12 protein-coding genes and 1 tRNA gene are annotated in these 13,165 nt (G+C 62.0%); 9 read left to right on the plus strand and 4 right to left on the minus strand.

What is annotated here, in order from left to right; all coding sequences use genetic code 11:
• Positions 1-154: 154 nt before the first annotated feature.
• Complete coding sequence (locus tag MHK04_RS11130) at positions 155-616, minus strand: DIP1984 family protein (RefSeq protein WP_200288301.1); 462 nt, start codon at positions 614-616, stop codon at positions 155-157.
• Positions 617-691: 75 nt separating this feature from the next.
• Here MHK04_RS11130 and MHK04_RS11135 point away from each other — a divergent pair, with 75 nt between their 5' ends.
• Positions 692-1,717, plus strand: a complete 1,026-nt coding sequence (locus MHK04_RS11135) for an o-succinylbenzoate synthase (RefSeq protein WP_411350910.1) — start codon at positions 692-694, stop codon at positions 1,715-1,717.
• A 3-nt stretch (positions 1,718-1,720) separates the two neighbouring features.
• Here MHK04_RS11135 and MHK04_RS11140 read toward each other — a convergent pair whose 3' ends face one another.
• Complete coding sequence (locus MHK04_RS11140; RefSeq protein WP_239208766.1) at positions 1,721-2,173, minus strand: hypothetical protein; 453 nt, start codon at positions 2,171-2,173, stop codon at positions 1,721-1,723.
• A 658-nt stretch (positions 2,174-2,831) separates the two neighbouring features.
• On the opposite strand from MHK04_RS11140, the gene MHK04_RS11145 reads away from it, so the two are divergent.
• From MHK04_RS11145 to MHK04_RS11170, 6 genes are all read left to right on the plus strand, one after another.
• Entirely contained in the window at positions 2,832-5,234 is a 2,403-nt protein-coding gene (locus MHK04_RS11145) for an ATP-binding cassette domain-containing protein (RefSeq protein WP_239208768.1), read from the plus strand.
• Between the two features lie 78 nt (positions 5,235-5,312).
• Entirely contained in the window at positions 5,313-6,059 is a 747-nt protein-coding gene (locus MHK04_RS11150) for a hypothetical protein (protein WP_239208770.1), read from the plus strand.
• A gap of 58 nt (positions 6,060-6,117) precedes the next feature.
• Complete coding sequence (gene menD, locus MHK04_RS11155; protein WP_239208772.1) at positions 6,118-7,740, plus strand: 2-succinyl-5-enolpyruvyl-6-hydroxy-3-cyclohexene-1-carboxylic-acid synthase; 1,623 nt, start codon at positions 6,118-6,120, stop codon at positions 7,738-7,740.
• Entirely contained in the window at positions 7,741-8,211 is a 471-nt protein-coding gene (locus MHK04_RS11160) for a DUF3592 domain-containing protein (RefSeq protein ID WP_239208774.1), read from the plus strand.
• A 60-nt stretch (positions 8,212-8,271) separates the two neighbouring features.
• The gene (locus tag MHK04_RS11165; RefSeq protein ID WP_239208776.1) at positions 8,272-9,471 is read left to right on the plus strand and encodes a glycosyltransferase family 4 protein; all 1,200 of its coding nucleotides are present in this window, start codon (positions 8,272-8,274) and stop codon (positions 9,469-9,471) included.
• Positions 9,472-9,482: 11 nt separating this feature from the next.
• A complete protein-coding gene (locus tag MHK04_RS11170; RefSeq protein WP_023020512.1) occupies positions 9,483-10,172 on the plus strand; it encodes a demethylmenaquinone methyltransferase in 690 nt (229 codons plus the stop codon).
• A gap of 20 nt (positions 10,173-10,192) precedes the next feature.
• Here MHK04_RS11170 and MHK04_RS11175 read toward each other — a convergent pair whose 3' ends face one another.
• On the minus strand, positions 10,193-11,482 hold the full coding sequence (locus tag MHK04_RS11175; RefSeq protein WP_239208778.1) for a geranylgeranyl reductase family protein: 1,290 nt from the start codon (positions 11,480-11,482) through the stop codon (positions 10,193-10,195).
• Positions 11,483-11,580: 98 nt separating this feature from the next.
• On the opposite strand from MHK04_RS11175, the gene MHK04_RS11180 reads away from it, so the two are divergent.
• Together MHK04_RS11180 and MHK04_RS11185 are read left to right on the plus strand one after the other, a co-directional pair.
• On the plus strand, positions 11,581-12,585 hold the full coding sequence (locus tag MHK04_RS11180; protein WP_023020514.1) for a polyprenyl synthetase family protein: 1,005 nt from the start codon (positions 11,581-11,583) through the stop codon (positions 12,583-12,585).
• A 127-nt stretch (positions 12,586-12,712) separates the two neighbouring features.
• Positions 12,713-12,794 (plus strand) — tRNA-Tyr (locus MHK04_RS11185).
• Between the two features lie 84 nt (positions 12,795-12,878).
• Here the strand turns inward: MHK04_RS11185 and MHK04_RS11190 are convergent.
• Positions 12,879-13,165: IS30 family transposase (locus tag MHK04_RS11190; RefSeq protein WP_239208780.1), on the minus strand; the 287-nt coding region annotated here is incomplete at its 5' end.

The raw sequence follows: 13,165 nt of genomic DNA on the forward strand, positions 1-13,165 counted from the left end.
GCGCGGTACTCCATGCCATGGGGAGACTCGAACTCCCCGCCCCTTAAAGCGCTAAAGGGGGCCTGAGTCCCAGGATTTTCCCCTCCAGGGTGGGGGCCTGCTCGCTGCAGGCGTGTGGGCTACCATCGCGCGCTTTAAGTAGCGCGCGACATGACTATCCGTTTTTCAGTTCGGTATTCCAGTTCAGCTGCTGGATGCGGGTATCGAGCTCGCGGTACTGCTTAGATAGATCGTCGACACGCTTGCGCATATCCGCCACCGGGATGGTAGAGACAAACTTAATCTCGTTGCGGGAATAACGATCCGAGCGCGCGCCCGCCCGCTGCGCCAAGTCATGGTAGATGCGGCGCTTGCGCAAGAGGCCGTCGCGCAGCGCGAGGGCTTCCATCAGGTTCATCTTCTCATCGAAGGCGGTGGCGATATTCGTCGCATTAATGGCCTGCACCAGCTCATCGATGCGCCCGGTCACGCCATCGAGCTCGCGCAGCAGCTCCTGCGGATCCTCTTCCGGGGTATCGCCCTCCTGCACGCGAACCACGGCGAGCAGCCGCTCGTGCAGGCTATTGAGGCGCTCCTGCGCCTGGGCGCGTTCCGCCAATGCCTCAGCTAGCAGCATAATTCCTCCTTTATTGGTATAGGTTCCCAAAGTAGCGCAGAGTGGGGGAAGGGTCAATGGTCTGAGAGCGCTACCATGAAAGCCATGCATATCGATGACGTCCTCGACCGCGCCCACGTAGTCTCCCTCCCGCTTGCTGTGCGTTTCCGCGGCATCACCACCAGGGAGGCCCTCCTCATCGATGGCCCGGCCGGCTGGGGCGAGTTCGCACCCTTCCTGGAGTACGGATCGGCCGAGTCCGCCGCGTGGCTGCGCGCGGGTATCGAGGCCGCCTACGAGGGCTTCCCGGAGCCGGTGCGCGATTCCATCGAGGTCAACGCCACCATCCCGGCCGTGCCTGCCAGCGAGGTCCCGGCCGTAGTGGAGCGCTACCCTGGCTGCCGCACCTTCAAAATCAAGGTGGCAGAAAAGGGACACACGCTTGCCGACGACGCCGCTCGCGTACGCGCCGTCCGCGACACCATCACCCAACGCGGCGAAATCCCTATCCTGCGCGTGGATGCCAATGGCGGCTGGACCGTGGAGGAAGCAGTCCAGGCTGCGCAGATGATGATGCCGCTGGACTATATGGAACAGCCATGCGCTACCACTGAGGAGCTCGCCCAAGTGCGCGGCCGCCTCATGCGCGCCGGCCTCTTCGTACGCGTGGCCGCCGATGAGTCCATTCGTAAGGTCGCCGACCCCTATCGCGTCGCCGAGCTGCAGGCCGCAGACGTCGCCGTGGTTAAGCCCGCCCCGCTCGGTGGCGTGCGCCGCGTCCTCGAGGTGGCCCAGCACTTGCGTCAGCGTCACATGGACATCACGGTGGCTTCTGCGCTCGATACCTCCATCGGCATCAATATGGGATTGGCGGCCGTCGCCGCCCTCCCACGCATCTACGACGATGAAGACATCGACGTCACTCCGGCCGCCGCCGGTCTTGCCACCGGTTCCCTCTTTGCAGAAGACGTCACCGCCCCGCGCCCGCTTGTCGGTGGCCACCTTCCCGCCGATATCCTCGCCCCCGACCCAGACCGCCTGACCGCCCTTGCCGCCCCCGCCGACCGCCGCGATTGGTGGTTCGACCGCCTGCGCGCCTGCTGGCCGCACCTGTCTGACTAGGCTCTAGAGCAAGCTTTGGTGGAACCGCCACGCCGGAGTCACCAGCGCCCGCCGCACCTTTTGCGGACTGCTCTTTAGCCCGCGCACGCTGCGGCGATGCGCCACCGTTTCTTGCACCGTCTCCACCACCAGCTTGAGGTGGTAGTCGGTGCATTCATCCGTAAATTTCAACCGCGCCCACCCATGCTGCACCGCATGATTGGTCTTCCACGTCCCGATGAGAAATTCCCGGTGATTATCTTCCGGCGCGTGATAATAAAGCGAGTCCAAATCCACCACCGTAGTTCCCGCTTCGAAGCCCAAATCCCAGGTATACGGCCCTAGACGGAAATTCGGCACCGGCTTGAGCCCCACCCGCCGCATCTCGTGATACATTCGCTGCTCCCATTTCGACGCCGTCCCCACCGGCGCCCGCTCCGCCAACTCGCGCACCGCGTCCCTTTTCTTGCTGATCACCTGCTCTATATCGGCCGCGAACCTCCCCCCTTCCGTTGAGCCCGCGATACGCCTGCGCCAGTGCATCCTTCAGCAGCCACTCGCTGCAGCGCTCAAAGCTTAGGGCATCTGCTACCGCCTGCGCCGGCAACGCCATCTTTACGCCCCTCACTCGATTCGCCGGCACTGGTCGCGACCTCACCATATGCACCAGATCATCCGCCCGCATCCGGCTATTATTATCCACCCGGATCACCGCCGGCAGGCGTACTTCGCATAAGCCATAGGCCGCGAGAGCCGCTGTCCCTGAAAACACCGCGTCCGGATAAAGCTGTGCCACCGCGTTGAGCTTATCTTTCGCCTCTGCCTCCGCCGGGACGTAACAATTGCGCCTAAGCCGGAGGAGTCTGCCCTCTGCCACCTCCTTTTCAATTCGATATTGAGTCATTCCTTTTTCGAACAGGTCTTTTCGTGTGTACATAGCCTTTTAGACTGCTGCGCTGAGGATTCGGTTCCGCGGAACTGCTGGGATCACGACTTTCGTCCATACAAACCGCTTAAACCGTCGACGAAATCCCTGGTTTAGATGGACGAAAATCGCGATCGGTGCGCGATCAGCGGCGGAAAGCCAAGATAGAGGTCGCTGCCCAGCCCGCCACCTGTGCGTACGCTAGGGGACATGTCTACTATCAAGGTCCGCGATGCCCACCTGCACAACCTGCGCAACGTCGACGTCGATATGCCCCGTGGCAAACTCGTCGCTGTCACTGGGGTGTCCGGCTCTGGCAAGTCTTCGCTTGCTTTCGGCACGATTCACGGCGAAGGCCAGCGTCGCTACCTTGAATCGGTAGCCCCCTTCGCACGCCGCCTCATTAGCTCGGCCGTCGACCCGCAGGTCAGCCAGGTAGAGGGCCTGCCGCCGACGGTCGCGCTGCAGCAATCGACCTCCGGCGGCGGGGCGCGCTCCACGGTCGGCACAGTCTCCGCACTCTCCAATAGCGTGCGCCTGCTCTATTCGCGCGCTGGGGATAACCCGGAGGGCCTATACTCCGATTCCTTCTCGCCCAATACGCCTGAGGGAATGTGTCCGCAGTGCCACGGCACGGGTGTGGTGCATGAGCCGACCGAGGACTCGATGGTCCCGGATCCCACCCTTTCCATCGAGGAAGGCGCCATCCAAGCCTGGCCGGGCGCCTGGGCCGGCAAGAATTTCCACGACATCCTGATGAACCTAGGCTATGACCTGGATTCGCCCTGGCAAGAGCTGCCACAGAAAGACCGCGACTGGATTCTCTTTACCGAGGAGCGCCCAGTAGTCACGGTCAAGCCCCTGCGCGGCAAGGACCAGATTCAGCGCAATTATGAGGGCACGTGGCGTTCGGTGGCCAGCTACCTGAAGAAGACGCTGGCAGAGACCCAATCGGATACCCTGCGCAAGCGCACCCTGTCCTATATGGAATCGCGCGAGTGCGAAACCTGCGGAGGCCGCCGTCTCAACCCAGCCGCGCTGAAGGTGACTTATGCGGGCATGCCCATTGATGAGCTGGGCGCGCTGCCGCTCGATAGGGTCCACGCGGTGCTCAGCAAGCAGAATCCGGAGGAGAATTCGGCCGAGGACTTATTGCTCAAACAGATTCTTCCTGCCTTGACCTCGGCGCTCGAGCTCGGCCTGGCGCATCTAAACCTGGATCGGCCAACGCAGAGCCTATCTGGCGGCGAGATGCAGCGTATCCGACTGGCGGCGCAGCTGCGCTCCGGTCTCTTTGGCGTGGCCTATGTGCTCGATGAGCCCTCGGCCGGCCTGCACCCAGATGAGCGCGATGCCGTGATGGACATGTGCCGCCGCTTCATCGCGGCCGGCAATTCTGTGCTCTTGGTAGAGCATGACATGGATTTGGTCGCGCAGGCGGACTGGCTCGTTGACGTCGGCCCGCTGGCCGGCGAGCGCGGCGGTAACGTCGTTTATTCGGGTCCAGTCGCGGACTACGACGCGGACACCCCCACCGCCCGTGCCTTGGCTAATCGCACGCTCGCGCTTGCCGACGACCCCCGTACCCCCTCTTCCCACCTCACCCTTCGCGGCATCAAAGCCCGCAGCATCGACAACCTCGATGTAGATTTTGGTCTCGGCCAATTCACGGCGGTCGCTGGAGTATCCGGTTCCGGTAAGTCCACTCTGGTCAGTACGGTACTTGCCGGCCTGCTGCGCCAATCCGCTACGGCCGTCTCCGATGAAGAAGAGACCGAGGAGAAGGGTTGGTCGGTAGAGAGCACGGAAGGCTTTGACCGAGTCAAGCGCGTCGTGCAGATTACCCAAAAGCCCATCGGCCGCACCCCGCGCTCCACGCTGGCAACCTATACCGGTCTTTTCGATAACGTCCGCAAGCTCTTCGCCTCCACCGACGAGGCCAAGCAGCGCAAGTGGACGGTCTCGCGCTTTTCCTACAACGTGAAGCAAGGCCAGTGCCCCACCTGTGGCGGCGCGGGCAAAATCGAAGTGGAGCTGGTCTTTTTGCCAGGCTCGTATACCACCTGCCCAGAGTGCGGCGGCGCCCGCTTCAACGAGGAAACCCTCGAAGTAACCTGGCAGGGTCGCACCATCGCGGATATATTGGAGCTCACCGTCGACGAAGCCGCAGAGGTATTCGCCGAAGAGGAAAAGGTTTACCGCGCCATCGCCACACTGCAGGCCGTCGGCCTGGGCTACCTCCGCTTGGGTCAAGGTGCACCGGAGCTGTCCGGCGGAGAGGCCCAGCGCATCAAGCTCGCCACGGAACTGCAGCGCTCTCGCAATTCTCGCCGCGGCCACACGGTTTACCTGCTCGATGAGCCCACCACGGGCCTGCACCCAGCCGATATCGACCTGCTCAATACCGAGCTGCATAAGCTGGCGGATGCTGGACATACGGTGATCGTCGTCGAGCATGATCTTTCGGTCATGGCGAATGCGGACCGCATCATTGAGATGGGCCCGGGCGCTGGCGAAGATGGCGGCCGCATCATCGCGGATGCCACCCCGGCGCAGGTTGCCGCAGAGGATACCGCCACGGGCCGCGCCTTGAGTGCACGCCGAGCGCATTAAGCGGCGAGCCTTAGCTACCCGTTAGCTGTGGGAGACCTCTCTGGGATCTCACAGCAAAATGGGGTAGAGGTAGAGGGTATGACTACTAAAGGCCCTCATGGCGATAATAATGAAACCCGCAGCTGGTCCAGCCCGGCGGATGATGCCACGCGCCAGATTGGCCGCGTGCCCGATAATGCCGCAGGCCCCAGCCGCGACCAAGCGCGCCGCGAGCACCCCAAGCAGTACTTCCCAGGCGAGCAGCAGACGCAGAATGAGACTCGTCAATTTGATGCGGCCGCTGGCTATCAGCAGGGCTACGGTCAGCAGCAAAGCTACGGCCAGAACTATCAGCAGCCGGCCGGGCAGGCATATGGCCAGCAATACGCGCAGCAGCCCGAGTACGAACCGGTGCCGTCGAACTATGATCCGGACCAGCCGGAAAAGCGCAAGAAGAAGGGCGGCGGAGGCGGCGCTATGGTCGGCGTCTTTGCGGCTATTGCGGTGCTGGCAGTGCTTGCCGCGGCTGTGCTGTTTTTCCTGTGGCGCAATGCCGCGGACGAGGCAGATAAGCCGGAACCAGAGCCGGTGACGGAGACACTGACCACGCAGGTTCCCACTACCGTGACGCAGACAAATGAGCCGGATACGCAGGATGAAAATTCCAATAAGCTGCCGAAGCTGCCGGATTTCCAAAATGAGCTGCCCTCCGATATTCCGACCGAACTGCCATCAGATCTGCAAGACCAGTTGGATAGGGGCGGCGACGTGGACGTCGAGGGCCTCCTCAATGATCTCTTGGGCGGCGGCGGGCAGCCGGCCGACCAGCAAGGCACTCAGAACTAAGCGCCAGGCACCTGCCCCGGTAAGGGAAATGGCGCGCGGGCAGGTAAAATCAGGCGGCATGAATGAATCGATGCAGTTGGCTGAGAAGGTAGCCACCCAACTGGCGCGCCACCTCACGGATGTCGTCTTGTGCCCTGGTTCGCGCAACGCGCCGCTGTCGTTGGCGCTTTTAGCACGTGATGATATCCGCGTTCACACCCGCCTCGATGAGCGCGGGGGAGCGTTTACCGCCCTGGGCATGGCGCGGGTGCAGCGCCGCCACGTGGGCGTGGTGATGACCTCGGGAACTGCCGTGGCCAATACCCTGCCGGCCGTGGTGGAGGCACATTATTCCCATACGCCGCTGGCCATCATTAGCGCCGACCGGCCAGAGCGTCTGGTAGGCACGGGTGCCTCCCAAACCATCGAACAACAGGGCATCTTCGGCGTATACGCGAAAACCACCCAGGTCACCAGCGCAGATGATCTGGAGGCGATGTCCCAGCGCTTCCGCACAGACCTGCAAGTACACATCAATGTGGCCTTTGATGCCCCGCTTGTCGACGCCGCCTTGCCCGCCCGTACCTCCGGCGACGGCGTGCGCGAGCCAGCACCGGCCTTTGTGGACCACGGCGAAGTAGCCGTGGACTTGAGCAAGAACACACTGGTCATTGCCGGTGATGAAGCCTGGGAGGTAGAAGGCTTAGAAGACGTGCCGACCATCGCAGAGCCAAGCGCGCCGGGCCCGTACCATCCGGTACATCCGGCGGCGGCGCATATCTTCCGCAAGGCGCAGGTCTCCGCGAATGATTATGTGGTCAATACCAAGGTGGAACAGGTCATCGTCGTCGGGCACCCGACGCTGCACCGCAGCGTTTTGGCGCTGATGAATGATCCGGATATTGATCTGGTGGTGCTCTCGCGCACCAAGGACTTCACCAACCAGCGTGGTGAGGACGCCCGCCTTGGCACCACCGTCAAGGTCACCGGCGAGCCGAGCCGCGAGTGGATGAAGATCTGCGAGGGTGCTACCGACATGGCGGGGCAAGCCGTGCGCGAGACTCTTGAGGACGAGGAACTGGGATTTACCGGGCTGCACGTGGCGGCCGCGGTGGGCGATACGCTCTCCGTCAACGACACCCTGGTCCTTGGCGCCTCGAACCCGGTGCGCGATGCTGCATTAGTGGGCCTGCCCTTCGACGGTGTCGATACGTACTCGCCGCGCGGGGCGGCCGGTATTGACGGAACCATTGCCCAGGCCATCGGTATTTCCTTGGCCACGCAATCGCTGGATCCCACCAATTGGCGTGCCCCACGCGTTATGGCGCTGATGGGTGATGTCACCTTCTTGCATGATGCGAATAGCCTGCTCATTCCGGAAGACCAACCGCGGCCGGAAAACCTCACTATCGTCGTAGCCAATGACAATGGTGGCGGCATCTTCGAGACCCTTGAGCAGGGGGCCGATGCGCTGCGCGCGTCATTCGAGCCGGCGTTTGGGACGCCGCATGGGGTGGACGTCGGCAAGCTGGCAGAAGCCTACGAGGCAGACTACCGCGAGGTCACTACCCCGCAGGAGCTGCTGGATACGCTGGCGGAACTTAAGGAATACTCCACCGGTATCACCATCGTGGAAGCAAAGACCACCCGTGCCACGCGCCGGGCGCTCACTGAGAAGTTGACCGCAAAGGTGGGCCAGTAAGTGGCTTCGCCGCAGCATAAACCGCATGCAGCCGTGGTGCCGCGCTATACGGCTGCGGTCTATCGTCGCCGCCTGCACCAGCTGACGCTGGCGTTGTATCTGGCCGCACTCGTGGGTGCGGTAGGCATGGTCATCGGACCGGCGCTTAATGATCACGCCATCGCCGCCCATCCCGCGCGTGCTCTGGCCACGGTCAAAGACGTGGGAATGCTGCGCACCACGGTGGATTTCCAAGACAGTGAGGGGATTTACCACACCCCGAAGCACGGGCTGCTTTATCCCAGCGGCCTGGGTGAGGGGCAGCAGGTGTGGGTGCAATACGCCCTCGATGACCCTGATCTGGTCAAGGTAGAAGGCCGTAAGTGGACGCTGGCTATCATCCCAGCGGCTTCGGTAGGGGTGGTGGCTACACTTATTGCGGCCGCTTTGTGGAAGCTGATTAGCTTCTTTACCCGCCGTGCGGAGAAATAATTAACCAAGATTTTCCACTAGCTTCACCATTAACTTAAGAAAATAGGTCATTATGGTGGCATGCGTGTTGCGATCGTGGCTGAATCCTTCCTTCCCAATGTCAATGGTGTGACCAACTCAGTGCTGCGCGTTTTGGAGCATCTGCACGAGACGGGGCAGGAGGCCATTGTTATCGCGCCGGGCGCCCGCGAAGGCCAAGAGGAAATTCCGGACTACCTCGGATTCCCCATCTACCGCGTGCCCACCGTGCGCGTGCCGCTGGTGGATTCGCTTCCGGTGGGAGTTCCTACAACGGCGGTGGATGAGGCGCTGCGTGATTTCAAGCCGGATATCATCCACCTAGCCAGCCCCTTCGTACTCGGCGCGGCAGGTGCCTTCTCCGCCCGTCAGCAACGCGTGCCGGCCGTGGCGCTGTACCAGACTGACGTCGCCGGTTTCGCCACCAAATACCATGCTTCCGCGCTGGCCTATGGCGTCTGGGAGTGGCTGCGCACCATCCACAACTCCTGCCAGATGACCCTGGCACCGTCCTCGCTGACCATCCGGGATCTGGAAAAGCACCACATTAAAAACGTGCGCCATTGGGGACGCGGCGTGAATGCGGAGCTTTTCCACCCATCCAAGCGCTCTGCTGAGCTGCGCCGCAGCTGGGAGCCGAGCGGCACGAAGAATATCGTCGGCTTCGTTGGGCGTTTGGCTGCGGAAAAGGGTGTGCACCGGTTATCGGCGCTCAATGGACGCGAAGATATCCAGCTGGTCATCGTGGGCGATGGGCCGGAGCGGCCCCTATTGGAAGCCCAGCTTCCTGGGGCCGTGTTTACTGGCGCTCTGTCCGGCGAAGAACTAGCAGCGGCCTATGCCTCCCTGGACGTTTTTGTCCATGCCGGTGAGTTTGAGACCTTCTGCCAGTCCATCCAAGAGGCGCAGGCCTCCGGCGTGCCGACCATTGGGCCGCGTGCCGGTGGTCCGGTAGACCTCATTGAGGAGGGCTATAACGGGCTTTTGTTGGACGTGAAGACCTTTGTGGAAGACCTCCCCAATGCGGTGGATGCGCTGCTCAATCCAGAGATCCATCAGGAGATGCGCGATAATGCCCGCGAGTCCATTTCTTCCAAGACGTGGAAGGCGCTGTGCGAGCAGCTCGTGGGCTATTACGAAGAGGTGCTGGAGGATACCCGCCGGGTGCCCCTGACCATTCTGGGGCAGCGCCCGGAGCTGCCGCGGTGGGCGGCTCGTGCCCTCGGCGCCCGCGTGGCCTAAACTGATCATTTGTGTCTAAGGCAGATCTGGATAAAAAGCCCTTCGATGTGGCGCGCATGTTTGACGCCGTGGGCGAGAAGTACGACCTCACCAATACCGTCTTGTCTTTCGGGCAGGACGCGCACTGGCGCAAGCGTACCCGCGAGCGACTAAACCTACAGCCGGGGGAGAAGGTCCTCGATCTTGCGGCCGGCACCGCCGTATCCACCGTGGAATTGTCCAAGTCCGGTGCGTGGTGCGTGGCGTGCGATTTCTCCCGCGGGATGTTGGCCGCTGGCCGTGAGCGTGACGTACCCAAGGTGGCCGGCGATGGCATGAAGCTGCCGTTTGCGGATAATACTTTTGATGCGGTGACCATCTCTTATGGACTGCGCAATATCCACGACTTTGAGCTCGGGCTGCGTGAAATGGCGCGCGTGACCAAGCCAGGCGGGCGTCTAGCGGTGGCGGAATTTTCCACCCCGGTGGTGCCGATTTTTGGCACCGTGTACAAGGAATACTTAATGCGCCTGTTGCCGCCGGTGGCGCGCGTGGTTTCTTCTAATCCGGATGCCTATATCTACCTCGCGGAGTCCATTCGTGCATGGCCGGGGCAAGAGGAGCTCGCGGCGGCTATCAATCGCAATGGCTGGGCCGAGGCTGGTTGGCAGAACCTTACCTTTGGCATCGTGGCGCTGCACTCGGCGGTCAAGCCCGCCTAGGTGCGGGCCTGGGCCCACGCCTAGAGACATGAGGGGGACGGGGACCAAGCCGCGGTGGAATCCCACAGGGGAGTATCGCGGCGGAGAGACGATACGGTGCGGCCAGCAGCGCGCCAGGTGCGCGCGATAAGGTCGCGGTCATCGTCAGTAATGAGGTTTCCCATCAGGCGAGCGGCGGCCGGCATGAGCATGCGGCCGATGGGCCCGCGCAGGGCCAGCGGACCGGCAATCGGGAGGAACTGCGGGTAGGTCAAAAGGCGCGCGGCCGTGCGGGCGAGGAGGAAGGATTCGCCGTAATGTTCGCGCAGGACGGCTGGCCAGGCGAGGGTGAAATCCTTTGGGCCGAGTAGATCCACGGCAAGCGCGGCAGTCTCCAAGCCATAATCGATGCCTTCGCCGTTGAGGGGGTTGATGCAGGCGGCGGCATCGCCGATGAGCATCCAATTGGCACCGGCCACGTTGGAAACAGCGCCGCCCATGGGCAGTAGAGCAGAGGTGACGTGTTCAATCCCCCCTAGTCCCCACTCGGGGCGCTGCTGGGCGGCGTAGAACTCGAGCAGCTTCTTGGTGTTGATCTTGGCGGGGCGCTGCGCGGTCGAGAGCGCGCCAAGGCCGATGTTGACCTGGCCGAGCTCAAGGCCGAGCGGGAAGATCCACCCGTAGCCCGGCTGCACCTCGCCGTCTTCGTCTTTAAGCTCCACGTGGGAGTGCATCCAGGGCTCATCGGCATGGGTGGAAGAAGCATAGGAGCGTGCGGCGATTCCATAGACTTCCTCGCGGTGCCAGGTGCGGCCAAGTTTCTTGCCAAAGGTAGAGCGCACGCCATCGGCCACAATGACCCACGTGGCGTGTACGGTGGCTTCGCCCACGCGGAAAGACGTCACGCGGTTTCCTTCGAGCATGGGATCGGTAGCGGGGGTCCCGGTGATAAGGGTGGCGCCGGCGTCTACGGCGGCGTCGACAAGCAGGGCATCAAAGCGATAGCGCGGCAGGGCCGTACCAACCTGGGAGGGGTAGGTCTCCGGCCACGGCGCGGTAATATCGCCGCCGTAGCCGTGCAGCTTCAGGCCGCGGTTGCGGTAGGAGGCGTTGACCTTAAGGCCCAGCTCGTCGAGCTGATGCATCGCGCGCGGTGTGAGACCGTCACCGCAGGTTTTATCGCGGGGAAACGTCGCGGAATCAATAAGGAGGGTGTCAAAGCCCGCGCGTGCGGCGTGAATCGCGGCGGCAGCTCCGGCAGGTCCAGCGCCAATGATGGCGACCTCGACATAGGTTTGGGAATCGATCTGCTCCGACATGAGGACTATCATTGCATGAGTTCGCCCCCTCGAGTGTGTTTAGGGGCGCGGATTGGACTACGGTAGGTAATCGATTATCTCTGGCTTTTAGTTGCAAGGAACACTATTTAATGACTCACGGTCAATCGCATGCCACGCACGTGGATCTTGGTGATCCGCAGCTCAACGAGCGCATTGGTGCGGGCATGGAAGCAGTAGAAGACAAGCTGCGCAGTGAAATCGACCGCGGCCAGGACTTCTTAAAGGATAAGGTCAGCCACCTGTCCAAGGCCGGTGGCAAGCGCTTTCGCCCTATGATGGCGCTATTGGCCTCCGAGTATGGTTCGCGTCCGGGCTGCGAAGAGGTTGTTAAGGCCGCCACCGTCGTGGAGATGGTGCACGTGGCCACTCTTTATCATGACGATGTCATGGATGAGGCAGACCGCCGTAGGGGCGTGGAATCCGCGAATTCGCGGTGGAATAATTCCGTGGCCATCCTCGCCGGCGATGCGCTCTTGGCGCATGCCTCCCGCCTGATGAGCGAGCTGGATACCCACACCGTAGGCCACTTTGCCGATACCTTTGAAGAGCTGGTTACCGGCCAGATGCGCGAGACCATCGGCGCGGGCGAGGCTAATGCCGTGGAGCACTATACGGCGGTTATCCGCGAAAAGACCGCCGTGCTCATTGCCTCTGCGGGCTACTTGGGCGCCTATCACTCCGGTGCCTCGGCCGAGCATGCCGCAGCCCTGCACCGCATTGGTGGTGCCATCGGCATGATCTTCCAGATTGTGGACGATGTCATCGACATCTTCTCCGACCCTAAGGAATCCGGCAAGACCCCGGGCACGGACCTGCGTGAGGGCGTATTTACCTTGCCGGTTCTCTATGCCTTGGAAGAAGAGGGTGAGGTGGGCGATAAGCTGCGTGAGCTGCTCACTGGGCCGCTGCATTCCGACGCCGAGGTGGAGCGTGCCATTGAGCTCCTGCACCAATCTGGCGGCCGACAGAAGGCGCTGGAGGACATCACTGCCTACTTGCGCGTGGTAGAGGAGCAGCTCGCCGTGCTGCCGGAGAATTCGGCCAGCCAGGCCCTGCGCCAATTGGCGGATTACACTGTGCGCCGCGTTGGCTAGCTGGTGCGCCGCGTTGGCTAGCTGCTTGGCGACGCCCTCCTCTATCGTCTTTTCCCCTTATGTGCTGGCGATTTGTAGGTAGGTGGGTGGTTCGTAGTAAAGTACTTACTCGCACCACACAGTGCATGCCAGGTTGCCCGAGCGGCCAAAGGGAGCGGACTGTAAATCCGCCGGCATTGCCTTCAGAAGTTCGAATCTTCTACCTGGCACAGAATGAACCCCGCAAGCAGATGCTTGCGGGGTTTCGTCGTACCTGCAGTCGTGGCAGATTCTAGTGGTCGTGGAAACACTTCCTATGTTTCGGTTGAGTTTATCAGTGCGGCCATTTTCTCGGCTGGTGTTTGAAAGCCCAGGGTTTTGCGGGGTCGGCGGTTGAGTTGCATGGCGACGAATTCTAGGTCCGCTGCACTATGGACGTTGAGGTCTGTCCCTTTAGGGAAGTACTGTCTTAGTAGTCCATTGGTGTTTTCATTGGTGCCTCGCTGCCACGGCGAACCAGGATCGCAGAAAAACACGGGACAGTTTGTAGCTACAGAAAAGGCCTTATGGCAGGCCATTTCACTTCCCTGATCCCAGGTAA

The sequence above is a fragment of the Corynebacterium nasorum genome (assembly GCF_022345765.1).
GTDB lineage: Bacteria > Actinomycetota > Actinomycetes > Mycobacteriales > Mycobacteriaceae > Corynebacterium > Corynebacterium kefirresidentii.